Source organism: Scopulibacillus cellulosilyticus (assembly GCF_042665295.1).
Lineage (GTDB): Bacteria > Bacillota > Bacilli > Bacillales > Sporolactobacillaceae > Scopulibacillus_A > Scopulibacillus_A cellulosilyticus.
The window spans coordinates 27,387-52,077 of sequence record NZ_JBHTCO010000020.1; the positions used below are offsets into that span (position 1 = coordinate 27,387).

The window sequence follows — 24,691 nt, forward strand, 5'->3', positions numbered from 1 at the left end:
AGACCTAATTTTTGGAGGGTACCCGATGATTTATCTTGACTATGCCGCATCAACGCCAATGTCAAAACAAGCACTGGACGTTTACACGAAATTAGCAGCAGAAGTATTTGCCAATACTGAAAGTCTTCATGACAGCGGAACAACCGCTAAGGGTATTTTAGAAAAGTGCAGAGCGGAAGTCGCAGGTATGATAGCGGCTGAACCTAAAGGACTTTACTTTACAAGCGGCGGAACTGAAAGTAATATACTTGCCATTTCAAGCCTGCTAAAAGGCTCTAAGCATAAAGGGAAACACATTTTATCTATCAAAAGTGAACACTCATCAATACTAAATCTATTAAACAAACTCGAACATGAGGATGGTTATGAAGTGACATACCTGCCTCTAAATGACAAGGGCATATTATCACCTGATGTATTGGAAAAAAGTATTCGGAATGATACGGTACTCGCTGCGATTCAGCATGCCAGCGGAGAAACCGGTGCCGTTCAGGATATTGAAACCATCGGGGATATATTAAATAAAAAAGGGGTCATGTTTCATTGTGATGCAGTACAAAGCTTTGGCAAAATAAAAACAGATGTAAAAAAGGCACACATCACCAGTCTATCTGTATCCAGCCATAAAGTATACGGCCCTAAAGGCGTCGGTGCTTGTTATATCTCGCCATCCGCCTCTATAAACCCGCTTATACCAGGCACTGTACACGAAGGCGGACTGCGCCCCGGTACTATTAACCTTCCAGGGATCGGGGCTTTTACAGCAGCAGCTTCTGAACGCATAAAGATTATGGATGAATCGTACAAGCTGATGGATGCTATTCGAAATAAATTTATTGATTTAATTAAAAACAGCAGTTATCCCATCGCGATTGAAAGTGATCCGTCCAGCACTTTACCTTATGTGCTAGCCTTAAGAATTAAAGGATTAGAAGGCCAGCTTGTCATGCTGTCTGCCAATCAAAAAGGTTTAGCTATTTCAACAGGATCAGCTTGTCAAATCGGACATCAAGAACCTTCGAAAACTTTATTAGCGATGGGCCGTAAGAAGGATGAAGCAAGAGAGCTTATCCGTCTATCTTTTGGTCATGATACGGATAATAATACTGTTCATAAAGCCTTTGATATTATTAAGGAAGTGATTGAGGAATATAGTTTTCAAGTAAAATGATAGAGTTGTAAAAGGGTGTGCTTATTCATATTCAAATAAAACGCGGGTTCATGAATAAATGAGCTCGCTTAATTAACCCTCCCCCTCTTTGCCTGAAAATTAACCTGATCATTATTTTTTACTAAATAAACACTACTTTTTCAAATAATAATGTATTAATATTAAATAGTTATTATGTTATTATTCACATGATTTATTAAAAGGGGGGGCCAATGTTCATGATTGAAGATTTAAATTTAAATTCTAAATCTATTGAATCAGAACTGGGTAAAAAAATTATGGATAATGCCTCAATGATTGCTGAACAGGCTTATAAACTATATCAATTAAATTTTCCAGAAATAAAAGGCGATAAACAAAGTATTGTAAAAAATTACACTAATTTTATCCAAATAATTGGTGAAGGATTTCTCCAAAATTTGGATAATACTGCGGAAAAAATCATTAATCTAAGTAAACAATTTGGAAATGATATGGTTCAAAAAGGACAACTTTTGAATTTTGTTATCCAAAGTATTTCTGTATTAAGGATAACAATATGGGAATATATTGAAAAGGAAATAGAACATATATCCAATATAACAATCAAAGATATGTCTAAAATGACATTGAACATAGGAACACTGCTTGATAATATTACCTTCGGATTTAGTTCTTCATATGTGGAAAGTCACGAGGAAATGTCCGAAAGATTTTTTGATTCTCTTCAAGAATTGTCCGTGCCTGTTGTTCCAATATTTGAAGGTGTTGCTATTTTGCCTTTAATAGGGGAACTGGATACAAGAAGAGCAAAAATATTATCTGAAGAAGCTTTAAAACGAACCAAAGAATTAAACCTACATTCATTAATACTTGACCTTTCGGGAGTTAGTTATGTGGATACCATGGTTGCCAATCATATATTTCAATTAGTAGAGGCCTTAAATATATTAGGTATTAAAACGATAGTTACAGGAATAAGCCCAGCAATAGCTATGACAACAGTGGGTTTAAACATAAATTTAGATAAACTAACAATACGGTCGAACTTACAACAAGCTTTAGAAGTCTTAGGTTATGGACGTGTCAGAGCGCAAAATTAAAATTAACAATTTAAATTTTTTTAACAAAAAATAGGTACTATTTCAATAAAGCAGACCCTTATTTATTGAGATAGTACCAGGTTGTTTTTTACAGCATTAATAACTGGAAAAACCCCCGTATTTTCATTTTAACTGTTTTATAAGAAATAAATAATAAACTATTTAACAATTAACACAGGACATTTTGTATCGTCCAAAACCTTTTTACTGACACTGCCAAGAAAGAGTTCTTTAATTGCACCCTTTCCCCGATTCCCCATAACAATAAGATCATAATTATTTTTGTCAGTATATTCACAAATTGCATTCCTTGGAGAGCCCTCTAAAAGAACTGCATCGATTTTTATGCCTTTGTTATTAATTTTTCCAATGGCATTTTCTAACAGTTTCCTGCCTTCTTTTTTAACAGCTTCATCAACATTTGCAGTAATACCAGACACCCCGACATTTGGAAAATTTTCTATGGATACGACGTGTAATAGTGTTATATGACATTCTTCTTCACGCTTTTTACATATAGAAATTGCCATCTGTATTGCACGGTCAACTGCTTCAGATCCATCAATAGGTATTAACAATTTATTCAATTTGTTCATCCCCCCTCCCATAAACTGGTATTAATTATGAGTAAAGCTCATAAAATTGAGTTTTTTTATTTATGTATATTTTATTTTATAAGTGGGTTTAAAGATTATTACTATAATGAAAATTAATAATATAAAAAAGGCATTTTACCCAAAAATTAAAAGGCTGGGAACAATTCCCCAGCCTTAAAATTGAAATTACAAATATTAACCAATGCTGCCTTCCATTTCGAATTTTATCAAACGATTCATCTCAACGGCATATTCCATTGGCAGTTCTTTTGTAAATGGTTCAATGAATCCCATGACGATCATTTCAGTCGCTTCTTGCTCTGAAACGCCGCGGCTCATGAGATAGAAGAGCTGTTCTTCAGATACTTTGGATACTTTTGCTTCGTGTTCCAATGAAATATTTTCATTAAGAATTTCATTGTATGGAATTGTATCTGAAGTGGATTCATTATCCATGATCAGCGTGTCACACTCAACGTTTGAGCGGGAGTTTGAAGCTTTGCGTCCAAAGTGAACAATACCCCGGTAAGTGACATTACCGCCGTTTTTGGAAATAGACTTCGATACAATTGTCGAAGACGTATTTGGCGCCAAGTGCATCATTTTTGCACCGGCATCTTGGTTTTGTCCTTTGCCTGCGATGGCAATGGACAACGTGTTGCCTCTTGCGCCTTCGCCTTTAAGCAATACGGCAGGATATTTCATTGTTAATTTTGAACCAATGTTGCCGTCGATCCATTCCATCGTTGCATTTTCGTAAGCAACAGCACGCTTTGTTACAAGGTTATAAACGTTATTTGCCCAGTTCTGAATGGTTGTATAACGGCAATAAGCATCTTTCTTAATAATGATCTCTACAACAGCACTGTGCAGTGAATTTGTTGTATAAACCGGTGCAGTACAGCCTTCTACATAGTGAACAGATGCACCCTCATCAACGATGATTAATGTCCGTTCAAATTGTCCCATATTTTCTGAGTTAATACGGAAATAAGCTTGCAACGGCGTTTCGCATTTCACGCCTTTAGGAACATAGATAAATGATCCGCCAGACCATACAGCTGTATTAAGCGCTGCGAACTTGTTATCTGAATAAGGAATTACAGTTCCGAAATATTCCTTGAACAGATCTTCATTTTCTTTTAGAGCAGAATCAGTATCTTTAAAGACAATGCCCATATCTTCAAGATCTTTTTTCATGTTGTGATAAACAACTTCGGATTCATATTGGGCAGAAACACCGGCAAGATATTTTTGCTCAGCTTCAGGAATACCGAGCTTATCAAAAGTACGTTTGATCTCTTCAGGCACTTCATCCCATGAACGTCCGGATTTCTCAGACGGTTTCACATAATAAGTGATGTCATCAAAATTAAGGTCGTTCAAATTACCGCCCCATTGAGGCATTGGTCTGCTGTAAAAATGTTCAAGTGCCTTCAATCGGATGTCAAGCATCCATTGCGGTTCATTTTTCTGTCTGGATATATCTTCAACAACTTCTTTGGTCAAGCCGCGTTCCGTACGGTAAACCGAGACGTCTTTATCTCTAAAGCCATATTTATAATCGCCAATTTCAGGCATTTTCTTGGCCATTGAAAACCCTCCTTAATATAATGGCGCTGTCTGCTTTACATTAGGTTCATTGTAACACAATCAGTTAAGCAATACATGATTGTTAGTGCTTTTGTTCATTTAAGGCTTTCTCCATTGCTTTCCACGCCAACGTCGCACATTTGATTCTTGCCGGAAATTTACATACGCCCTGCAGTGCCTCAACATCGCCTAGTTCTAAGTCTTCTTCATCATAATCCTTTCCTTGAACCATGTCGGAAAAGATTTCAGACATATGGAGTGCATCTTTGACCGGTAAGCCTTTAATAGCATCTGTCATCATTGATGCGGAAGATTGGCTAATTGAGCAGCCTTCTCCAGTAAATTTAGCGTCTGTAATTTTCTCATCTTCTACTTGAAGCTGAAGTTGAATACGGTCACCGCAAGTCGGATTATTCATATTTACAACGAGCTTATTTTCTTGATCCATTTCGCCGCGATTCCTCGGATTCTTATAATGATCCATAATCACTTGGCGGTATAACTGATCTAAATTATTCAAAGACATGACCGAAATACTCCTTTGTTTTCTTTAATCCGGCGGCAAGTGCGTCAATGTCTTCTTTCGTATTATAGAGATAGAAACTTGCTCTGGCTGTAGCGTTAACGCCCAGCCATTTCATGAGAGGCTGTGCGCAATGATGGCCGGCGCGAATTGCAATACCTTCAGTATCAAGCACTGTTGCCACATCATGAGGATGGACGCTGTCGATATTGAAAGTAACCAGACCGGCACGCTCTTTTGGTCCGTAAATTTCTAACCCTTCTATTTCAGATAATACATTTAAAGCATAATTAGCAAGTTCTTCTTCGTGCGCATGGATTTCATCAAGACCTACTTCATTTAAAAAGTCAATCGCGGCACCTAAACCGATCGCACCGGCTATGACTGGTGTACCAGCTTCAAATTTCCAAGGGAGTTCCTTCCATGATGCATCATAATAATCAACATAGTCGATCATCTCGCCGCCGGTTTCAACTGGTTCCATCTCTTCAAGCAGTGCCTTTTTCCCGTATAAAACGCCAATACCGGTAGGGCCAAGCATTTTATGGCCTGAAAGAGCAAAGAAATCAGCGTCAAGCTCTTGAACATTAACTGCTAAGTGAGGTGTACTTTGCGCACCATCAACGACCATGACAGCCTGGTGTTGGTGAGCGATATCAGCAACCTCTTTTATAGGATTAATCGTACCAAGCACATTTGATACATGTGCCATAGCAACAATTTTTGTGTTATCAGTAATAGCCTCTTTGACATCATCCAAATTAAAGGTGCCATCAGGCTGCATCGGAATATATTTTAATGTTGCCCCTGTAGCTTTGGCTACTTGCTGCCAAGGAATTAAATTGGCATGATGTTCCGCTGCATTAATAACAATTTCATCACCTTCACTTAAATTAGCGCGTCCATAGCTGTAAGCGACAAAGTTAAGTGAAGTGGTTGTGCCGCGCGTAAAAATAATTTCCTCCGTACTTGCTGCACCGATAAAACGCCGTACCTTTTCACGTGCTGCTTCATAGCCGTCTGTTGCTTTTGTTCCTAATGTGTGCACGCCTCGGTGAACATTGGAATTATACTCACGGTAATATTTACTTATTGCTTCAATCACAGGCAGCGGCTTCTGTGATGTTGCGGCACTGTCTAAATAAACGAGGGGGTGTCCGTTGACTTCTTGATCGAGAATTGGAAAAAGCTTACGAACTTCCTTAATGTTCATCATTGAACTTTCCTTTCGATAACCTCAGTTAATTGAGCTCTGACCCCTTCGATTGGCAGTTCATTAACTACTGGCGCTAAGAAGCCATGAATGACCAGTCGTTGCGCTTCTTTCTTTGTAATCCCCCTGCTCATAAGATAATAAAGCTGTACAGGGTCAACACGGCCGACTGATGCTGCGTGACCGGCGACAACATCGTCCTCTTCAATCAAAAGAATCGGGTTAGCATCGCCGCGCGCTTGGTCACTGAGCATAAGAACGCGTTGCGTTTGTTCGCCGTCGGACTTAGAAGCGCCATGTTCAATTTTTGTTTTCCCGTTAAAAATAGAGTTAGCGGAATCTTTTTGAACACCGTGAATGAGCATCATGCTTTCTGAATGCTTGCCGAAATGTCTGATGTAGTTAACAAAGTTTTGCTTTTGATCTCCGCGTCCGACACTAACCGCTTTAATATCAGCAACTGACGCTTCGCCAACAAGATCGGTCAGATTTTCAGAAATCGTATTGCCGTCATTCATTTGGCCAAGAGCCCATTCTAATGTGCCGTTGTTTCCAACATGACCGCGGCGGTTGAAATAGCTTGTCATGTCTTTTGAAAAGTTATCAACTGAACCAAATTGAACCTTAGCATTATCTCCTGCGAAAACCTCGGTAACGACATTGGCAACAGGCGCTCCGCTCTCTTCAGTTGACAAATAGTTTTCAACATAAGTGACTGAGCTGCCTTGTTCAGCTACAACAATGACATGGTTGATAAAGCCTGCATTCGGATCTTCCTGCCAATAGATTGTTTGTATTGGCACACTGACCTCTACATTTTTTGGAACGTAAAGGAATGTTCCGCTGTTAACCAACGCCGCATGAAGGGCAGTTAAACGGTTTTCATCAGCTTTTACTGCATCTGTGAAATAATATTTTTTGATCAAATCGCCGTGTTCTTTAAGAGCTGTTTCAAGATCAGTGAATATGACACCTTTGTCCTGCAGCTCTTTTGATAAAGCGCGATAAGCAGGCGTTCCATTATGTTGAATAAGTACGTTTCCTGATTGTTCACCTTGTCCGACCAATTGTTTAATATTTACAGGTAAGTCTTCTAACGAAGATATAGATCTTGCTGATGGTTTATGTTCAAATTCAGTAAAATTCCAGCCAATAATTCTCGTTTTTTCAGGTTTTGGCATTGGAAGCCCTTCAGCCAATTGAAGTCCTTTTAAACGAAACTCAGTAAACCAATCCGGTTCATGACGATCTTGGGAAAACTTTTTGATATATTCCGAGTCGTATTGAACCCCTGTTATTTCCGTTGACATATTATTCCTCCTACCTCATCAAGATCACACTTGAATGCTCTAATGTTGAATGCCTGATGGCTTAAACTTCTTGTTCTTCTGCTTCGTCCTCAATGCCAAGCTCTGCTTTCAGACCGTCATAACCTTCATCCTCAAGGCGTTGTGCAAGTTCAGGTCCGCCTGATTTTACAATACGGCCTTGCATCATAACATGGACTTTGTCCGGTGTAATATATTGCAATAAGCGTTGGTAGTGAGTAATAATTAAGCATCCAAATTCAGGGGAACGCATTTCATTGACGCCTTTTGCAACAACTTTAAGCGCATCAATATCAAGCCCTGAATCGATCTCGTCAAGGATAGCGATCTTTGGTTCAAGCATCATTAATTGAAGAATTTCGTTGCGTTTTTTCTCGCCGCCGCTGAACCCTTCATTTAAATAACGCTGTGCGAATTCCTGGTCAATATCAAGCAAATCCATTTTTTTATCAAGTTGTTTGATAAATTTCATGAGCGGAATTTCATTTCCTTCACCGCGGCGTGCATTAATCGCTGTTCTTAAGAAATCGGCATTCGTAACACCGCTGATTTCACTTGGATATTGCATCGCTAAGTAAAGGCCGGCGCGAGCCCTTTCGTCAACTTCCATTTCTAAAACATCTTTACCGTCAAGCATTACGGAACCTTCTGTAATCTCATATTTAGGATGCCCCATTAATGCTGAAGCAAGCGTAGATTTACCGGTGCCGTTAGGGCCCATAATCGCGTGAATTTCCCCGCCGTTAATTTCTAAATTAAACCCTTTAACTATTTCTTTATCTTCTATAGAAACATGAAGATTGTCGATTTTAAGGTTTGGTACAGACATGGTCATACCTCCAGTTATTTATCATAAATTGTCTTTTTCTACATTAATAAGTAGAGTTTTATTCTCAATCTATTCTCATTACAATCTTATATCAAATCCAATTACATTTCAAATAATGTTTATGTAGAAAATTTCCCCTTATAAGGGGAAAAACCAGTCATAAGGACTGGTTTTCCTAATAATTTTTATGACTGACTTAATTTATGGTCTTGCTCAGCGGCAATAATATTACATTTACGGTAATCTTTTTCTCGTGATTTTTCAACTTCAAGTCTTTTTTCTAAGCTTCTCTCATATTCAGCGTATCCAATACCATGAGATTGGTGCATCGCTTTTTCCATTTCACTGGTGTGTAAAAGCCTGATTTGACTTTGGGTGTTAATAATAAACCATCCCTTTCAAAATGTTTTACAAAGGTTAGGTTAACATAAATAAGATTAACTACCAAAGTGGAATTTGCTACATTTCAGACAATAGTTGATATTGTCACCTTATCTATGGCTTTCACCAACTGGAAGGGCAGAATAGCTGGATATTCCTCTGTATTTCAATGTTGTCTAGTGCTTCATTTGTTTCAGTTCATCCAAAGTATCCTGAACTAAAGTCACAGACTGGCTGATTGCAGCCCCGCCGCCAAAAGCTGCTGTTACGCCAATCGTTTCAAGAATTTCTTTTTCAGTACACCCTTGATCCATACAGCCTTTCGTATGATAAACAATGCAGTACTCATCTTGTGAGTAGATACTTATGCCAAGGGCAATTAATTGTTTTTGCTTTTGGTCAAGTTCTCCTTCTTTAAAACAGGCTGCGGTAAATTCATTATATTTATCAGCAATATGGGGCATCTTCTGCTCAAATTCATGAAGCCCCGTCTTATAATCCATAAGAATTTGTTCAGTGACATTCGCAGAAACGTGTTCTTTTTCCACATTAATACCTCTCTTCTATGGAAGTTCAGTTTTAGTATGTCAAGAACACAATTGATTCATTCGATACTTTAATGTTATTTAACAGGAACTACCGCGCCTTTATACTTCTTATTAATAAAATCTTGAATTTCTTTTGAATGTAAAACTTTTACCAGCTTTTTAACAGCAGGATTATTTTGATCTTTAGCTCTGACAACGACCGCATTAGCGTATGGAGATTTATCATTTTCCATAGCGATGGCATCTTTTTTCGGATTGAGGCCAGCATCTAATGCGTAGTTTGTATTAATGAGCAAAGCGTCCCCTTCACCGTTTTTATAAATTTTCGGAAGCATAGCTGCATCATATTTTGCTTCTATTTTTAAATGTTTTGGGTTAGAAGTGATGTCATCAATTCTTGAGTTAATATTGCCGCCATTTTTCAATTTGATGAGCCCCGCTTTTTGAAGCAGCAACAGCATCCTCGGTTCATCAGAAACGGAATTACTCATAATAATTGTAGCGCCTTTTGGCAGCTGTTTTAAGCTTTTATATTTTTTTGAGTAAATACCAATCGGTTCAACATGAATGTTTCCTACATCCTTAAAGTCATAATGGTTTTTCTTTTCTTGTACTTTTAAATATGGAACGGTTTGGAAATAGTTGGCGTCAATATCTCCAGATGCTAATGCTTTATTTGGCGTTACATAATCTTGGAACTTAACAATCTTAAGATTAACACCTTGTTTTGCCAATATTGGCTTTGCTTTCTCAAGAATTTCGGCATGAGGGACAGGTGTAGCACCTACTGTCAACGTTGTAGTTTTACCGCCTTTTCCATCTTTACTAGCGCCGCATGCAGCTAAAAGAAATACTAAACTTAGGCTAATGACTAGTGCGAATATCTTCTTCATTTTTTCTTCCCCTATCTTTTATCTAATTTTTTTGTAATAAAATCCCCTATAAATTGTAAAATAAAGACAATAATAAGAATAAAAATTGTTGAGAGTATAGTGACATCATTATTTCCGCGCTCGTAACCTTCGTTATAAGCGAGCGTCCCTAAGCCGCCTGCACCTATGACTCCAGCCATTGCTGTAAAACCAACAAGAGCAATTGCTGTGACTGTTATTCCTGAAGATAATGCAGGCAATGATTCGGGTAATAACACTTTCCAGATAATTTGCCATTTGCTTGCTCCCATAGCTTGTGCGGCTTCAATGACACCTTTATCGATTTCCCGGAGTCCTATCTCAACTAAACGTGCGTAAAATGGCGCAGAACCAACAATAAGAGCTGGAAGTGCTGCCGTTGAACCTAACATGGTGCCGACTAATAATGTCGTTATCGGGATCAACAATATAATAAGGATAATAAACGGAATGGAACGGAAAATATTGACTATTGTTGAAACACACTTATATATGATTTTATTTTCAAACATATTGCCTTTTGCTGTTACAAATAATAACAATCCTAAAATAATTCCTAAAATGACTGTAGCTACAACTGAAATGACAGTCATATAGAGCGTTTGTAATATGGCTTGCCAAATCTCGTTCCAATCAGCGTTAGGAAATAAGCTGTGCAGCATCTTGTATCACCTCAACTCCAACTCCTTGGTTTTCAATAAAATCTATTGCTCTTTTTACTTCGTGCGTTGCGCCATCAATAAGAAGGGTTAAAGTTCCAAACGCCCCGTTTTGTGTTTGTGAAATATTACCTTCTAAAATATTTATTTCAACAAGCTGCTGCTGAAATAGCTCGTTAACAACCGGCCGATTGGCTGAATCCCCTTTAAAGGATAATTTAACAATGGTACCCGATGGATGAGCTTGTTTTACAAAATCAACAGCTTCCTCTGCTTCATCATTTTGTGTCACTTGTTTAACAAATTCTTTTGTGATCGCCATTTTGGGTTGTTGGAAGACATCTAAAACATTACCTTCCTCGACAATCTGCCCTTTATCAAGAACCGCTACTTTGTGACAAATCTTTTTAACCACGTGCATTTCATGAGTAATCATAACAATCGTTAATCCCAGCTTTTTATTAATATCAACGAGTAAATCCAGTATCGCATTTGTCGTTTTCGGGTCCAGTGCAGACGTTGCTTCATCACAAAGCAATACTTTAGGATTATTGGCCAAGGCTCTTGCAATGCCGACACGCTGTTTCTGTCCGCCGCTTAATTGTGACGGATAGGCGTTTTCACGCCCTTCTAAGCCGACAATCTTAATTAACTCTTGTACTCTCTTTTTTCTTTCGGCTTTTTTGACACCAGCTACTTCAAGCGGAAATGAGATGTTGCCTTTTACAGTTCTCGACCATAGCAGATTAAAATGTTGAAAGATCATACCGATGTCTTTTCTTGCCTCACGCAATTTATTTTTTGATAAGCTGGACATTTCTTTGCCGTCAACAATGAGACTGCCTGCAGTAGGTGTTTCCAGCATATTGATTAATCGGATTAGAGTGCTTTTACCAGCGCCGCTATAGCCAATAATGCCAAAAATCTCGCCTTGTTTTATGTCTAAATCAATGCCGCTAAGCGCTTCGACGGCACCTTTTTTTGAATGATAAGATTTCTTAATGTTATTGAGTTTAATCATGTTGTCACCCCTTACCCTACTAAAATAAAAAATCTCTCTACCTGGACAGATAGAGAGATAAGTATTCGTACGCTTCTCCCTCTTATCTGTCAAGCCGCTGCTTGCAGGAATTGGCACCTTACCCGTCATTCAATTAGCTATAGCTAATTGAGAGCCGGGTGGTTGCCGGGCTTCATCGGGCCAGTCCCTCCACCTCTCTTGATAAGAGATTTTTAAAGTTTTTAAGATATTAGTATATTAGCACTAGGGTAAAGCTCTGTCAATACCCTCCTAAAGGCACAGGATCATTATTCTTTATACTTTTATTATTTTTGAAAAGCGCAACGAAATCTTCAATAATAGCACTTGCAGTCGGCAATGCTCCCGCCCCCGGACCGCTTAAAACTAAATCTTCGGCCAAATCAGTTTTAACCCTTACAGCGTTATTAACACCCTCAATGGCGTAAAGGGGATGATCCGGCTTGATTCTTAACGGTTCAACGCTGGCTTCGATTTGTCCATTAGATGATCGTGATAAGGCAGCAATTAATTTGACTTTTTCTTTGCTCTCTTCAGCGGCAAGAATATCTTCCTGTGTCACTTGATCGATTCCCTTTCGGACAACATCATTCCAATCAGGCTGCTCATTGTAAATAAGGTCGCTGATGATCATTGTTTTATAGAAAGCGTCCCAGCCTAAAACATCATTAGAAGGATCAGCTTCCGCATAACCCAGCCGCTGGGCCTCCGCAAGCGATTGTTCGAATGACTGAATCTTCTCCCGCATCGTCGTTAAAATAAAATTAGACGTCCCATTCAAAATGGCTTCCACTCTTTGTATACGGTTTACCTTAAGATAGTCTTTAATCATATGCAGAATTGGGATACTTCCCGCAACTGACGCTTCGAAAGCAAGTTGTGTTTGATGATCATCGGCTATTTTCTTTAATTCCTTACCCTTTTTAGCCAATAGCTCCTTGTTCGCTGTAATGACAGGCAGCTTACTTTCCAGAGATTTCCTTAGATAATTATAGGCAGGCTCACAACCGCCAATTGCCTCTATAACGACATCAACAGGGTGTTTTAATACCTCGTTAAAATCTGTTGTCACTTCAACGCCGCCATTTATTTTTCTATTTTTACAGGAATCTTTAATTAAAATGACAGGTATCCTGACAGCTTCACCAATAGCTTTATACAGTTCCTCTTGATGACTAATAACTGTTTCGTAAACACCTTGACCAACCGTTCCTAATCCAAGTAAAGCAACATTAATTGTCATTTCACCACTCCTAAGTATATTTAGTTTTTCAAGTATTAAAAAAACCCCTCCGATAAGAGGGGTTTATCACCGCTCTTATCTTTTAGGAGTATTTAAACTCCTGCAGGAATTAGCACCTTTCCAAGCAATTGCTTGGAGGTTGCCGGGCTTCATCGGGCCTTTCCCTCCGCCTCTCTGGATAAGAGAAAACTTTATTCAAATTTAAAATTATCAGTTAAATAGGACTTGGCTGGTGCCAAGCTTTAAGCACAGTCAACTGCATAGCCGCACTTTACTTTCAACCTTTAGTTGATTTAAACATTCAGAAAGTATAATAAATATTAACAATATAGTATCACCCAGTTAACTTAGTGTCAACTGGACTTATGTAATTGGTAAAGCTATACTTTCCATAGAAAGAATTTTTAAGATTTAACTATGGAAAGGGGCTTAAAAAATTGAAAGCACCAAATTTTGAATTAACCGATTTACAGACACAAGAAAAAGTTAAACTTTCCGATTTCGAAGGCAAACCTGTTATGATTACATTTTGGGTATCATGGTGTCCTGATTGTCAGAAAGATCTGCCTAAAAAAGTCGAATTTTATCAATCATTGAATAAAGATGAATTAGCTTTCTTAACCGTTAATGTTACGGGAAGGGAAGGTACGGAAAAAGACGGTCCCCAATTTGCCCGTGAACATGAACTCCCTTTTCCGATACTTCTTGATGAGGGAACAAAGACTTATGATGCCTATAATTGTTCCAGTGTACCTACAACCGTTATCATGGATCAGCAGCATCAAATCATACATACCTTTGGTGACAAATCATCATTTTACGACATTATAGAAGCATTAAGTTCAGTAATGAAGTGAACGCGAAGCATCTCCTGTCAACAAAAAAAGTGATTCTAAGACAAGTAAGTGGCGCTCTAATCCATCAATTCTTAAGCGCCCTTCTTTTTCCAAAACCATTAATCTCTCAGAACCGTTAATAAGGGCAACTATTTGATTTTCCTCGCCTGAAACATAGACATCAATATTATCAGGGTGCTCATCCAATAATTCGCATTCCCCATTGCAAAACGATATCCAAACCGTCTCTTTTTTATCGTCCAATTGCAAAATAAAACTTCTATTTTTATATAATGGCTGTAATACAGGCTTTTGCAAAAGTGTTTGGACGAAGTTTTCGGATGTTTCTTTTAACATCATCTTTCACCTCTTAACCAAGATCGGAGCATGAACGCTCTCTTTTAATGTTCATTTTTATGGTCCTGTTTCGGGCCATGCTTTTCTTGATATTTGTGCTCTCCTTTAGGATCGTGATGCGAGCCTTTACTTGGTTTTTCCTGAGGATGGTGAGATATACGGCCGCAAGGATTAGCCTTAGACTGATAAGGCCATTGTTTTTTTGGTTTTGCTATAGGTCGATGAGAATCATTTTCTTTATTAGGCTTAGCCTCTGACCTGTACGAATTTCTTGCAACCTTTTCCTTTGGCTTACTCTTCACGGCAGATGACGATCGATGAACGGGCCGGGAACCCTCAGATTGTTTTTTTGGCTGATGATAAGTCTTTGTTGAAGACTCAGGATTCGTTTTTTTATTTCCGCTGTCATTATTCGATATACCTTGCTTTCCGCCAGGATGATCTACTGGTTTATCTTTAGATGTATGAGGATTTTTAGAGTCATTTATATGATGGTTTACATCATCAGAAGACGAATCAGACGCTGTCTTACCTGTCGATTGATGACTTTTATCGGTAACAGGCTCGGTTTGAACTGAATTATTTATATTATTGCTGTTTGAATCCGTTTTCGGTTGTTCATACTGTTTCATTTCTTTTACCGATAATTGCTTCGCTTTATCAATTGTTAAATCCTTTTTATATTTTGATGCATCCAAGTATACAAGATATTTCCCGGTAGATAATCCTCTTTTCTTTGCCTTATCATGCATTTTAACTGTCGTTGGAAGCACTTCACAATGACCTAAGCTTTTTTGAAAAGCTTTCTGATTAGAAAATCCTTCAACAGCTTGATCCATTTGTTTGCTGAAACCTGCCCGTTTATGTTTACTAATATGATTAGTAAGCGCTGTTGTGATTAACACTTCCGGGTGATCTTTAAAATAGCCGCTGTCCGCAAGCTTCCCGGCAACTTTTAACGCAAACGTTTCAAGAGGCATTTTGATATATTGATTTGGATCTTCTAAAATAGCTTTTGCATCAGCGTTCATCGGTTTAACAGAAAGTACATGCAACTTTCTATTAACGCTCACTTCAATACTAGGGTTAATATCAAAACTTACATAAGCAGCCACAGCTTTATTTTTTATCATTCCGTTGATAAGAATAAAAATACATATCAGAGAAAAGCAAGCTGCCAGAGTAGGAATCCAAATTTTCATATAAAAGGGAAGCGGATGTGAAAGATCATTTTCAAGAATAGATTCCCCAACAGACACATCTGCCGCCCTTTTCAATTTAATTGATTCAAAAGCGCCGTCTTTTGTTAATAAAACCCCGCGGCGCCCTTCTCTAGACATCAGTATCCCTCGACTCACCTGCTCCCTCCTTCCTGCTACAGGGTTTCCGGCTCAATATACGACTGCAATGCACTGAACCCGCCAATATAAATAAGTGCAACAGCTATTATATACTTTCGGTTCCTTTCAATCGTTTTACGACTGCACGACACAAATTGTAGAAGATCTTTAATTGGTAATTGTTTTTTAACCTTTAAATGCTGGGCCATTTCGGGATGGTCAGCCAGAGTTTTGGCTACCCGCTTCGCATTCTCACGTGCGTCTACGTGCTTTGGACAATTCTTACTTAATACATTAAAAGTAATATCATAGTCTAATAGTAATTGTTTAAATACTTCAATTTGTTCGAGCCGTTCCTCAACTTGGCATTGCGCTTCATAAAAATCTATCGCTGCCCGTTGCTGAATATAACTTTCTTCCTGCTGGCCTTCTTCGTCTATTTCCGTTTGATTTAAATAAATCGTTTTAGTTTGCCTTGCTTCCTTCCTAATATAGTCAATGATCCGTCGTCTGATAACCATATCCGCAAAGGTCAAAAACTTGCTGCCTTGTCCGCGCTGATACTGATCCATGGCTTCATTAAATCCGATTAATCCAATACTGTATTCATCCATTGTATGATCGATAAATCTATTACAAACTTTGGAAACAACTTTTTTTATAAAAGGTTGATATGAATCTATTATGACGTTTCTAAGCTTTTCATCACCTTGTTGAATTTTATGGATCCTATCCTCAAGGGTGAAAGCATTAGTTGATTCTGTTGTTATGGGTTGTAATTTTTTAGCTTTCACGATCTCACCTCTCACTTTAATCATGTCACTTTTTTTATCTTTATAGGCGGTCATTTTCTGTTAATATTCTACGTACTCTTTAATAAATTTAAATTAAATATATAACTTAACCAATTTTAGTATAGATAAAAAAGCTTAGTTTCATAGAAAATGTGTAAAAATCTTTAAAAGTTTTTCCTTAAAGATTTTAAAGAAAAAAACAAAGCCTCTTAAAAAAGGCCTCGTAATCTTTTATAACATTCTTTAGCCGCTTATAAATATACAATTTATTAACAATGGGAAGACTTTCATTTAACAATTGTAATCTTTAACCCATTATTCTCCATTTAAGTGAGAGGCATTAACTCTAACCCCAATATTAACCTTTTAAATGTTGATAAAGCGTTGTAACTGACTCAAATGCGTAAAGTTTTGAACTTTCTGTACCATTCCTTATGAAAACCAAACAAGGAACACTTTTTATTTTTAACTGAGCAACAGTTTCAGGCCATTCGGATACCCTGCATTTATATACTGAATAATCTGGATTTGCCGCGCGTATCGCAATATCCAGCATTTGTTCAGCTAACTGGCACGTACCGCAAAATGGACTGACAAAGAAAAGTGCAGTATCCTGTTCATTTTGTATTAAATAATCAGATTCAGATATTTCCTTCATCTAACCACCAAAATCCTCAAAATTGAGATCATGCAAAAACTATCGTTTCGGTAAGAAGCGATAGTACTAATAGAGCCTGCTAAAGCTTGTCTAGCAGGCATGGACTAGAATGTTCAAATTCAGGAGAAATCCTTGTCCCTCTTTATTGAACAAATCTTTTATTCTTCACTCGTCATTTTTTCGTAAGCGTCTGCATCCATTAATTTTTCAATTTCAGATTCATCGCTTGGCTCTACAACAATCATCCATGCTTTTTCGTATGGAGATTCATTGACAAACTCAGGAGAGTCATCCAAATCTTCGTTAACTTCTACAACTTTACCGCTGACAGGAGCATATAATTCAGAAACTGTTTTAACAGATTCTACACTTCCAAAAGGCTCGTCCGCTTCAACTTCGTCACCGGCTTCAGGTAATTCAACAAATACAATATCTCCAAGCTCATCTTGAGCAAAATCTGTAATGCCGATGCGAACCTTACCGTCTTCAACTTTTACCCATTCATGTTCTTCTGAATATTTCAATTCCTTAGGTACGTTCATTAATAATCCCTCCAAAGTAATAACAATTATAATTTAACATACTTATCTTATTAAAAAATAAGTTTGTCATCAAGCCATTTATTACCTAACCCCATACTTCATTAAATGTTTCTTCCTTAAATCCTACCGTGACATGTTCATTATCGGTAATTATCGGACGTTTTATAAGTTTACCGTCTGAAGCCAGCCAATTTAACAATTCATCATCGGTTGCGGTTTTAATTTTATCTTTCATCCCTAACTGACGATATTTCTGTCCGCTGGTGTTGAAAAATTTCCGTAACGGCAGACCGCTTTTTTTATGAAAGTCAGCAAGATCAGCCTTTGTTGGCGGTGTTTCAACAATATGTACTTCTTGATATTGAAGATTGTGGTCATCAAGCCATTTTTTCGCTTTGCGGCATGTTCCGCAATTAGGATAACTATACACCGTTAACATGGTAAAACCCCCATCCGGTTATTGAATTTTAAGATTTATATGAATTTCTAATTTTATTTATTCTGTCGATTTCATTTACAAGATCTTGATCCGCTCCAATGAAAATAAGCATGATAGCCAAATGTTCATATGACAGATCAGCACCGCCAATTTCTACCTCTCGAAAATTAAGCCCGTCTTTAGTCCGTTCAATTTCCAGAACATTACCATGCACTCCTGATGTAAGCTTAACATATTGATGACCGTTATGTTCAAGCAAAGAAACGGTATAATCGCCCATTTGAATCTCATTAATAATTTTCGCCAAAGAAAGCGCCTCCCTTTTTACGTTTTATATACTTTCATTAATTTTAAATGCAATGCGAAAGTATAAGAGCTGGCCGGCAAGCTTGTGTACAGCGCTTGCTAAGTTTTATATATTATATCAAAAATGTCTGTATCTTAGTATTAAAAAAAAGAACTCCCCAATTAATTGGAGAGCTAAAAAGGAATACGTTTAAAGAAGGCGCAAGAAAAAATTAAAATACGTGTTCAAAAAGGAGGACAAAAAGAGCCGAGAAGTTCAAGGAAGCGCCGCCTCCGAGCACCGGAGCGTATGTCTTTAATACGTGAGGAGCGGAGGAGCCAGCTGACGCGGAAATTCGACAGCTATTTTTCCCGGACTTTTTGAACATCCTCTTAAACTGTAAACTTTTCTTCCTTAATTAGCGTTTTAGCAATAAGACGCTTCTTATCAACAAGATTACTCGGCGTATAGCGAGTCAATTTTCTTAAAGCCGATAACATCATGCGCAGATTATCCCCAACTTCTGTCATTAATAAGGATTCTTTTGCTAACTTTTCAATGTCATCAAAAGCTTCTTGACAATAAACTTCTGTCATCAATAATTTTTGAGCGGACTTATCAACACCAGTCTTTTTTATTGATTTTTCAGTGCGGACAATAACAGATTCCATAGCATAAATGTTGCTCACAATGTCTGCGACATTTGCCAGTATTTCTTGTTCGTCTGCTAATTTTTTGCCAAACTTTTGTACACCTAATCCAGCAATCATTAAGAAAACCTTTTTAGCATTATTCAGCATATATTTTTCCTTTTCAAGCGGTTCATCACTTGGTTCTTCAGGCATTAGCATCATTAATTCTTCTTGTAAGGTTTGAGCTTTTTCAAGAAGCGGCAATTCACCTTTCATCGCCTTTTTAAGCAATGTTGACGGAACAATCAATCTATTAATTTCATTTGTCCCTTCAAAAATGCGGTTAATACGTGAGTCACGGTACATTCTTTCAACTTCATATTCTTGCATATAACCGTATCCGCCATGAATCTGCACAGCTTCATCAACAACATAATCCAGTGATTCTGAGGCAAACACTTTATTTAGCGAGCATTCTAACGCGTACTCAGCAATAGATTCAGCCATCTTTTTACCATCGTTTGCTTCTTCTGCAGACAACTGGTCCAATCTGTCGCGGAACAGACCAACTGTACGGTATACAGAGCTTTCGGTCGCATACGTTTTAACAGCCATATTCGCGAGCTTATTTTGGATAAGTCTGAAGTTTGAAATCGGCTGTTTAAACTGCTGGCGTTCATTCGCATAGCGAACAGCCAGTTCTACCCCGCGCTTACAGGCACCGACGCACCCGACCGCTAATTTATAACGGCCAATATTTAAAATATTAAAGGCAATTATATGGCCTCTGCCAGGCTCGCCGAGAAGATTCTCTTTGGGAACAGCCACATCTTCTAAAATTAGTGTGCGGGTTGAAGAAGCTTTAATCCCCATTTTATTTTCTTCAGCCCCTGTTGATACACCTGGAAAGTCTTTTTCCACAATGAATGCTGAAAAATCTTTGCCATCAATTTGTGCATAAACAACGAATACATCAGCAAAGCCCGAATTTGTGATCCATTGTTTTTCTCCATTTAAAATATAATGTGTGCCTTCATCATTTAACTTCGCTGTTGTTTTTGCACCGCGGGCGTCTGAACCCGATCCTGGTTCTGTAAGTGCATAAGCTGCAAATTTATTGCCTGAAGCGAGATCCGGCAAGTACTTTTGCTTTTGTTCTTCTGTTCCAAATAAAACAATAGGCAAAGAGCCGATACCGACATGTGCGCCGTAGCTTAATGAAAAAGAATTAGCTAAAGAGAACTTTTCTGTAATTAATGATGTACTAATTTTATCAAGACCTAAACCGCCGTATGCTTCAGGTACATCACCTCCCAATAAGCCTAAGTCCCCCGCTTTTTTAAGCAGTTTTTTCGTTAATTCCAAATCTTTGTTTTCCAGTTCTTCAATATGCGGAAGAACATCCTTTTTAATATAATCTTCAGTTGTTTTTGCCATCATTTTTTGTTCTTCAGAAATATCTTCAAGGGTAAACATTTGCTCAGGGGAGATCGTATCAATTAAGAATCCGCCTCCCTTTAAAGCTTCACTAGTTTTTGACATTCTTGGCTTCCTCCTTTATAGGTTGTTCAAAAAGTCCGGGAAAAAGTGCTATCGAATTTCTTCGTCACTCGGTCTCTCCGGTCCTCACGTATTATTTCCATACGCTCCGGTCCTCGAGACTTTCGTTCCTCGAACTTCTCGGCTCTTTTTGTCCTCCTTTTTGAACACTTACTTTTAGTAAAATTAATTGTTAATTAATTCAAAAACACCTGCGGCACCCATGCCGCCGCCGACGCACATAGTAACCAAGCCGAATTGGGCATTGCGTCTTTTCATTTCATGCAAGCATGTAAGCGTTAATTTTGCGCCTGTACAGCCTAGCGGGTGGCCAAGTGCAATAGCACCGCCGTTAATATTAACAATGTCTTCATTTAAATTAAGCGATCGGATGACTTGAACAGCCTGTGATGCAAAAGCTTCATTTAGCTCGATAACACCAATGTCATTCAAAGAGAGACCAGCCATTTTAAGTGCCTTGGGAATCGCTTCTATCGGGCCAATTCCCATTACCTCCGGCCGTACCCCGGCTACCGCAAAGGACCGAAACTTTGCCATTGGTTTTAGACCTTCACTTTTCGCCTTCTCACTGTTCATCACTAATACCGCCGCTGCTCCGTCGCTCGTTTGTGAAGAATTCCCCGCTGTTACTGAACCCTTAACATGAAAAACAGGTCTTAATTTTGAAAGAGCTTCAATTGTTGTATCTCTGCGTACGCCTTCGTCCTGCTTTACAAGAAAAGTCTTTTCCTGTTCTTTGTTATTTTCATCGAGCCAGCGGTTAATAACTTCAACAGGAACGATTTCTTCATCAAATTTTCCCTCGTCTTGTGCTTTAGCTGCCCGCTGATGGCTTCTTAAAGCAAATGCATCCTGGTCTTCTCTTGAAACACCATATTTTTGTGCCACTTGTTCAGCGGTTTGCCCCATTCCCATATAATATTCCGGAGCTTCTTCAACTAATTTTCGGTTAGGCTTAATTAAATGACCGCCCATTGGTATCAGGGACATCGTCTCCGCTCCGCCGGCAACAACAGCATTAGCCCTGCCGACCATGATGCTTTCAGCCGCATTTGCGATACTTTGAAGCCCTGATGAGCAATAACGATTAATAGTAATCGCCGGGGTTTGTTCTGATACGCCGGCAAGAGCGCCAATCATTCTTGCCATATTTAATCCTTGTTCAGCTTCCGGAATCGAACAGCCGATAATCAGGTCATCAATATCGCCTTCATATCCTGAACGGTTTAACGTTTCTTTTACAGCAACAGCGCCGAGGTCATCCGGACGCATATTCCGGAAACTGCCTTTATTTGCTTTGCCTACCGGTGTTCTGGCACCTGAAACAATAACTGCTTTATTCATATTTTTCTCTCCCTTCTAAAGTAACTGTTCAAAAAGGCGGACAAACAGGGCCGATACTGGCTAAAAACGTCACGTCCATGTGACAACACCAGTACTAGCACGTCCTGTGCGTCGGAAGTTCGAGGCGCGGAAGCCGCGAGGATCGGAACGTAGGAAGTATCTACGTAAGAACCGGAGCGGCGACGCAACGAAGAAATTCGACAGCCAGGCAGCTGCCTGAACATCATCCTGAGCCTTGTGACGAGAAGTTGGAGAAACTTCCCTGAATATGCAACGTAGCAGGAGCACCTGTTTCCCGGACTATTTGAACATCTTTTTTAGTTTCTAAGCGGTTTTCCTTTCAAAAGCATATGCTGCATACGCTGCTGGGTCTTTGCTTCACCAATAAGACTTAAGAATGCTTCGCGTTCAAGATCAAGCAAGTATTGTTCATCAACCTCTGTACCTTGCGGCAGCGTACCCCCTGAAAGAACTTTAGCCAGTTTTTCAGCAATTTTCATGTCATGTTCGGAAACATAACCCGACATTGCCATCGTCTTTGCCCCCATCAGCATAGCGGCATAGCCTGCTTCCCCTGATACAGGAATTTTCTTTTTAACCGGCGGTTGATAACCGCTTTCATAAAGCTGGATGGCATATTGCTTGGCATCATGCAATAGATGATCATTATTGATACTGATACGATCCGAACGGCGAATATAGCCATTTTGGACAGCTTCATTTGCAGACGTTGAAACTTTTGCTGTGGAAATTAATTCAAACACACGGTTTGAAACCGCCGTTAAATCAACAGGCACGCCTTTCGGCAATTGTTCAAGATGCCTAATATACAGCTCTTTGTTGCCGCCGCCGCCGGGAATAAGACCGACACCCACTTCAACAAGTCCCATATAAGTTTCTATTGAAGCTTGCTGCGCATTTGCATGCAAGCAAACTTCAGCGCCGCCGCCAAGTGCCATGTTAAAAGGCGCGGCCACAATTGGTTTATTTGCATACTTCATAAGCATCATTGTTTGTTGAAACTTTTTAGCAACGAGTTCAAGTTCAAAGTAATCGTCATCTTGAGCCGCCATTAACATAAATGCAATATTGGCGCCAACACAGAAGTTGCTGCTCCCGTTCCCGATGACAAGACCTTTATAATTCTTTTCTACCTCTTCTACAGATTTACGGATCATATCTAAAATATCTAATCCTATTGCATTATTTGGTGAATGGAACTCCAAACAGGCAACATCATCGCCAATATCTATTAAACTTGCACCAGAATTTTTCTTAATGACCCGGTCACGCTCTTTTAATAAATTCAAATGAATCTCTTTTGAAGAATAAGGAATCGGGATATACTTGCCATCATGATAATAGGCAGGTGTACCATTTTCATTCTTGTAGAAGGAAGTAAAACCTTTCGAAAGCATCAATTCTACCCAGTCAGGAACGGCATCTCCTTCTTTCCAAATCCTTTCTATCGATTCTTCAAGTCCAATAGCATCCCATGTTTCAAATGGACCGTATTTCCAACCGAATCCCCATTTCATGGCTAAGTCAATGTCATAGATGTTATCAGCGATTTCATAAGCTTTTTCAGCTGAATATAACAGCATTTGTTTCAGCGTGGTCCAAAGAATGTCTCCGGCCCGGTCATCCGCAAATGCAAGCGCTTTAATTTTTTCTTTTGTTGATTTAAGCTGTTTGGCTTTATCTATTGACGGTGCTTTTAACTTCTCACGGGGCTCATAATCCATCGTTTCCGGATTCAGCTGGAAGATGTCTTTGCCTTGTTTAAGGTAAAAGCCTTGTCCTGCTTTGCTTCCGATCCATCCCCGCTCAAGCATAGCATTAACAAAGTCAGGTATATCAAAGGCCTGTTTCTCATTTTCGCCGTCAACATGCTTTTGAACGTTCTTTGCCACATCGACGAAAATATCAAGACCAACGACATCTAACGTCCGGAATGTTGCACTTTTAGCCCTGCCTATAATCGGTCCTGTAACAGAATCAATTTCTCCGATGCTGTAACCTTTATCCAGCATGGCTTTTAATGTTATCTGGGTGCCATAAGTGCCGATACGGTTCGCTATGAAGTTCGGTGTATCTTTAGCTGTCACAACACCTTTGCCAAGCTTATCTTCACCAAACTTTTTCATAAAATCAGTGACTTTTTGATCTGTATCTTTTGTTGGAATGATCTCAAGAAGTTTCAAGTAACGCGGAGGATTGAAAAAATGTGTACCCAGGAAATGCTGTTTAAAGTCATCTGAACAATCTTCTGCCATTGCCCGGATAGAAATACCTGATGTATTTGAGCTGACGATTGTTCCTTGTCTTCGATAGCGGTCAACTTGTTCAAACACTTGCTTTTTGATATCTAGATTTTCTACAACAACTTCAATAATCCAGTCTGCTTCTGCTAACTTTTCCATATCGTCAGCCATATTTCCCGGAGTAATTAATTGAATATTATCTTTTACTGTTAACGGGGACGGCTTTTGTTTTAACAGCCTTTTGATCCCTTGTGTACTCATTCGGTTTCTGACGGCTTTATCATTAAGTGTTAGGCCCTTTTTCTTTTCTTGATCGGTTAAATCTTTGGGAACAATATCTAACAGTAAAGTTTGTATACCAACATTAGCCAGATGAGCTGCAATGGAAGCTCCCATTGTACCAGATCCCAAAACAGCGGCTTTCTGAATTTTGTACATGTATGTAACCTCCTTTTGCACATTTTGAATGAATACTCATTCATTTTATTAGTAAAATTATCCGCCTATATTAAATATAAAACAT

The 24,691-nt window shown here is 38.7% G+C and carries 25 protein-coding genes and 2 riboswitches; of the genes, 3 read left to right on the forward strand and 22 right to left on the reverse strand.

Annotated features, from left to right (window positions below):
• Window positions 1-25: 25 nt before the first annotated feature.
• Complete coding sequence (locus tag ACFQRG_RS15290; RefSeq protein WP_380967555.1) at window positions 26-1,171, forward strand: IscS subfamily cysteine desulfurase; 1,146 nt, start codon at window positions 26-28, stop codon at window positions 1,169-1,171.
• A gap of 218 nt (window positions 1,172-1,389) precedes the next feature.
• Window positions 1,390-2,253, forward strand: a complete 864-nt coding sequence (locus ACFQRG_RS15295) for an STAS domain-containing protein (RefSeq protein ID WP_380967557.1) — start codon at window positions 1,390-1,392, stop codon at window positions 2,251-2,253.
• Between the two features lie 158 nt (window positions 2,254-2,411).
• Here the strand turns inward: ACFQRG_RS15295 and ACFQRG_RS15300 are convergent, their stop codons facing one another.
• The 12 genes from ACFQRG_RS15300 to ACFQRG_RS15355 form a co-directional block, all read right to left on the reverse strand.
• Window positions 2,412-2,840, reverse strand: a complete 429-nt coding sequence (locus ACFQRG_RS15300; protein WP_380967559.1) for a universal stress protein — start codon at window positions 2,838-2,840, stop codon at window positions 2,412-2,414.
• A gap of 204 nt (window positions 2,841-3,044) precedes the next feature.
• Entirely contained in the window at window positions 3,045-4,442 is a 1,398-nt protein-coding gene (sufB, locus tag ACFQRG_RS15305; protein WP_380967561.1) for a Fe-S cluster assembly protein SufB, read from the reverse strand.
• Between the two features lie 82 nt (window positions 4,443-4,524).
• Window positions 4,525-4,968: a Fe-S cluster assembly sulfur transfer protein SufU gene (gene sufU, locus ACFQRG_RS15310; RefSeq protein WP_380967563.1), complete on the reverse strand. Its 444-nt coding sequence runs from the start codon at window positions 4,966-4,968 to the stop codon at window positions 4,525-4,527.
• Entirely contained in the window at window positions 4,955-6,178 is a 1,224-nt protein-coding gene (locus ACFQRG_RS15315) for a cysteine desulfurase (RefSeq protein WP_380968017.1), read from the reverse strand. Before ACFQRG_RS15315 ends, sufU begins: the two co-directional genes overlap by 14 nt.
• On the reverse strand, window positions 6,178-7,488 hold the full coding sequence (gene sufD / locus ACFQRG_RS15320) for a Fe-S cluster assembly protein SufD (RefSeq protein WP_380967569.1): 1,311 nt from the start codon (window positions 7,486-7,488) through the stop codon (window positions 6,178-6,180). The genes ACFQRG_RS15315 and sufD overlap by 1 nt, the downstream gene beginning before the upstream one ends.
• A 61-nt stretch (window positions 7,489-7,549) precedes the next feature.
• Window positions 7,550-8,335 (reverse strand): Fe-S cluster assembly ATPase SufC, encoded by a 786-nt coding sequence (sufC, locus tag ACFQRG_RS15325; RefSeq protein ID WP_380967571.1) that lies wholly within the window; start codon window positions 8,333-8,335, stop codon window positions 7,550-7,552.
• Window positions 8,336-8,520: 185 nt separating this feature from the next.
• Window positions 8,521-8,664: a YuzK family famiily protein gene (locus ACFQRG_RS15330; RefSeq protein ID WP_380967572.1), complete on the reverse strand. Its 144-nt coding sequence runs from the start codon at window positions 8,662-8,664 to the stop codon at window positions 8,521-8,523.
• Between the two features lie 228 nt (window positions 8,665-8,892).
• Window positions 8,893-9,219, reverse strand: coding sequence for a carboxymuconolactone decarboxylase family protein (locus ACFQRG_RS15335; RefSeq protein WP_380968019.1), 327 nt, complete (start codon window positions 9,217-9,219; stop codon window positions 8,893-8,895).
• Between the two features lie 119 nt (window positions 9,220-9,338).
• The gene (locus tag ACFQRG_RS15340) at window positions 9,339-10,157 is read right to left on the reverse strand and encodes a MetQ/NlpA family ABC transporter substrate-binding protein (protein WP_380967575.1); all 819 of its coding nucleotides are present in this window, start codon (window positions 10,155-10,157) and stop codon (window positions 9,339-9,341) included.
• Between the two features lie 11 nt (window positions 10,158-10,168).
• Complete coding sequence (locus ACFQRG_RS15345; RefSeq protein ID WP_380967577.1) at window positions 10,169-10,837, reverse strand: methionine ABC transporter permease; 669 nt, start codon at window positions 10,835-10,837, stop codon at window positions 10,169-10,171.
• Window positions 10,815-11,855: a methionine ABC transporter ATP-binding protein gene (locus ACFQRG_RS15350; protein WP_380967579.1), complete on the reverse strand. Its 1,041-nt coding sequence runs from the start codon at window positions 11,853-11,855 to the stop codon at window positions 10,815-10,817. The genes ACFQRG_RS15345 and ACFQRG_RS15350 overlap by 23 nt, the downstream gene beginning before the upstream one ends.
• A gap of 79 nt (window positions 11,856-11,934) precedes the next feature.
• A riboswitch (SAM riboswitch) is annotated at window positions 11,935-12,063 on the reverse strand.
• Between the two features lie 51 nt (window positions 12,064-12,114).
• Complete coding sequence (locus ACFQRG_RS15355) at window positions 12,115-13,116, reverse strand: homoserine dehydrogenase (protein WP_380967581.1); 1,002 nt, start codon at window positions 13,114-13,116, stop codon at window positions 12,115-12,117.
• A 72-nt stretch (window positions 13,117-13,188) separates the two neighbouring features.
• Window positions 13,189-13,301, reverse strand: a riboswitch (SAM riboswitch).
• Between the two features lie 252 nt (window positions 13,302-13,553).
• Between ACFQRG_RS15355 and ACFQRG_RS15360 the strand changes: the two genes are divergently transcribed.
• Complete coding sequence (locus ACFQRG_RS15360; protein WP_380967583.1) at window positions 13,554-13,973, forward strand: TlpA disulfide reductase family protein; 420 nt, start codon at window positions 13,554-13,556, stop codon at window positions 13,971-13,973.
• On the opposite strand, the gene ACFQRG_RS15365 is transcribed toward ACFQRG_RS15360, so the two are convergent.
• The 10 genes from ACFQRG_RS15365 to ACFQRG_RS15410 all read right to left on the reverse strand — a co-directional run bounded on the left by ACFQRG_RS15365 (window position 13,959) and on the right by ACFQRG_RS15410 (window position 24,606).
• Entirely contained in the window at window positions 13,959-14,312 is a 354-nt protein-coding gene (locus ACFQRG_RS15365; protein WP_380967585.1) for an SCP2 sterol-binding domain-containing protein, read from the reverse strand. The two genes, ACFQRG_RS15360 and ACFQRG_RS15365, sit on opposite strands and share 15 nt — an antisense overlap.
• Before the next feature lie 41 nt (window positions 14,313-14,353).
• Window positions 14,354-15,667, reverse strand: coding sequence for an anti-sigma factor domain-containing protein (locus ACFQRG_RS15370; RefSeq protein ID WP_380967587.1), 1,314 nt, complete (start codon window positions 15,665-15,667; stop codon window positions 14,354-14,356).
• Window positions 15,668-15,684: 17 nt separating this feature from the next.
• The gene (gene sigI / locus ACFQRG_RS15375) at window positions 15,685-16,443 is read right to left on the reverse strand and encodes an RNA polymerase sigma-I factor (protein WP_380967590.1); all 759 of its coding nucleotides are present in this window, start codon (window positions 16,441-16,443) and stop codon (window positions 15,685-15,687) included.
• Between the two features lie 358 nt (window positions 16,444-16,801).
• Window positions 16,802-17,101, reverse strand: coding sequence for a thioredoxin family protein (locus ACFQRG_RS15380; RefSeq protein ID WP_380967592.1), 300 nt, complete (start codon window positions 17,099-17,101; stop codon window positions 16,802-16,804).
• A gap of 158 nt (window positions 17,102-17,259) precedes the next feature.
• Window positions 17,260-17,643, reverse strand: a complete 384-nt coding sequence (gene gcvH / locus ACFQRG_RS15385) for a glycine cleavage system protein GcvH (RefSeq protein ID WP_380967594.1) — start codon at window positions 17,641-17,643, stop codon at window positions 17,260-17,262.
• Window positions 17,644-17,728: 85 nt separating this feature from the next.
• Window positions 17,729-18,082, reverse strand: coding sequence for an arsenate reductase family protein (locus tag ACFQRG_RS15390; RefSeq protein WP_380967596.1), 354 nt, complete (start codon window positions 18,080-18,082; stop codon window positions 17,729-17,731).
• A gap of 28 nt (window positions 18,083-18,110) precedes the next feature.
• Window positions 18,111-18,389: a hypothetical protein gene (locus ACFQRG_RS15395; RefSeq protein ID WP_380967599.1), complete on the reverse strand. Its 279-nt coding sequence runs from the start codon at window positions 18,387-18,389 to the stop codon at window positions 18,111-18,113.
• Window positions 18,390-18,760: 371 nt separating this feature from the next.
• Window positions 18,761-20,542 (reverse strand): acyl-CoA dehydrogenase family protein, encoded by a 1,782-nt coding sequence (locus ACFQRG_RS15400; RefSeq protein ID WP_380967601.1) that lies wholly within the window; start codon window positions 20,540-20,542, stop codon window positions 18,761-18,763.
• 183 nt (window positions 20,543-20,725) lie between these two features.
• Window positions 20,726-21,904 (reverse strand): acetyl-CoA C-acetyltransferase, encoded by a 1,179-nt coding sequence (locus ACFQRG_RS15405; protein WP_380967603.1) that lies wholly within the window; start codon window positions 21,902-21,904, stop codon window positions 20,726-20,728.
• Window positions 21,905-22,221: 317 nt separating this feature from the next.
• Window positions 22,222-24,606: a 3-hydroxyacyl-CoA dehydrogenase/enoyl-CoA hydratase family protein gene (locus ACFQRG_RS15410; RefSeq protein WP_380967605.1), complete on the reverse strand. Its 2,385-nt coding sequence runs from the start codon at window positions 24,604-24,606 to the stop codon at window positions 22,222-22,224.
• Window positions 24,607-24,691: the final 85 nt, after the last annotated feature.

Excerpts from the sequence above, each read along its gene's own strand:
- ACFQRG_RS15315 (WP_380968017.1), bottom strand. The coding sequence starts at position 6,178 with ATGAACATTAAGGAAGTTCGTAAGCTTTTTCCAATTCTCGATCAAGAA.
- ACFQRG_RS15330 (WP_380967572.1), bottom strand. The coding sequence starts at position 8,664 with ATGCACCAATCTCATGGTATTGGATACGCTGAATATGAGAGAAGCTTA.
- ACFQRG_RS15390 (WP_380967596.1), bottom strand. The coding sequence starts at position 18,082 with ATGTTAACGGTGTATAGTTATCCTAATTGCGGAACATGCCGCAAAGCG.
- ACFQRG_RS15410 (WP_380967605.1), bottom strand. The coding sequence starts at position 24,606 with ATGTACAAAATTCAGAAAGCCGCTGTTTTGGGATCTGGTACAATGGGA.
- ACFQRG_RS15365 (WP_380967585.1), bottom strand. The coding sequence starts at position 14,312 with ATGATGTTAAAAGAAACATCCGAAAACTTCGTCCAAACACTTTTGCAA.
- ACFQRG_RS15290 (WP_380967555.1), top strand. The coding sequence starts at position 26 with ATGATTTATCTTGACTATGCCGCATCAACGCCAATGTCAAAACAAGCA.
- sufC (WP_380967571.1), bottom strand. The coding sequence starts at position 8,335 with ATGTCTGTACCAAACCTTAAAATCGACAATCTTCATGTTTCTATAGAA.
- ACFQRG_RS15400 (WP_380967601.1), bottom strand. The coding sequence starts at position 20,542 with ATGTCAAAAACTAGTGAAGCTTTAAAGGGAGGCGGATTCTTAATTGAT.
- ACFQRG_RS15340 (WP_380967575.1), bottom strand. The coding sequence starts at position 10,157 with ATGAAGAAGATATTCGCACTAGTCATTAGCCTAAGTTTAGTATTTCTT.
- ACFQRG_RS15405 (WP_380967603.1), bottom strand. The coding sequence starts at position 21,904 with ATGAATAAAGCAGTTATTGTTTCAGGTGCCAGAACACCGGTAGGCAAA.
- ACFQRG_RS15355 (WP_380967581.1), bottom strand. The coding sequence starts at position 13,116 with ATGACAATTAATGTTGCTTTACTTGGATTAGGAACGGTTGGTCAAGGT.
- ACFQRG_RS15295 (WP_380967557.1), top strand. The coding sequence starts at position 1,390 with ATGATTGAAGATTTAAATTTAAATTCTAAATCTATTGAATCAGAACTG.
- ACFQRG_RS15380 (WP_380967592.1), bottom strand. The coding sequence starts at position 17,101 with ATGAAGGAAATATCTGAATCTGATTATTTAATACAAAATGAACAGGAT.
- gcvH (WP_380967594.1), bottom strand. The coding sequence starts at position 17,643 with ATGAACGTACCTAAGGAATTGAAATATTCAGAAGAACATGAATGGGTA.
- ACFQRG_RS15335 (WP_380968019.1), bottom strand. The coding sequence starts at position 9,219 with ATGGATTATAAGACGGGGCTTCATGAATTTGAGCAGAAGATGCCCCAT.
- sufD (WP_380967569.1), bottom strand. The coding sequence starts at position 7,488 with ATGTCAACGGAAATAACAGGGGTTCAATACGACTCGGAATATATCAAA.
- sufB (WP_380967561.1), bottom strand. The coding sequence starts at position 4,442 with ATGGCCAAGAAAATGCCTGAAATTGGCGATTATAAATATGGCTTTAGA.
- sufU (WP_380967563.1), bottom strand. The coding sequence starts at position 4,968 with ATGTCTTTGAATAATTTAGATCAGTTATACCGCCAAGTGATTATGGAT.
- ACFQRG_RS15345 (WP_380967577.1), bottom strand. The coding sequence starts at position 10,837 with ATGCTGCACAGCTTATTTCCTAACGCTGATTGGAACGAGATTTGGCAA.
- ACFQRG_RS15350 (WP_380967579.1), bottom strand. The coding sequence starts at position 11,855 with ATGATTAAACTCAATAACATTAAGAAATCTTATCATTCAAAAAAAGGT.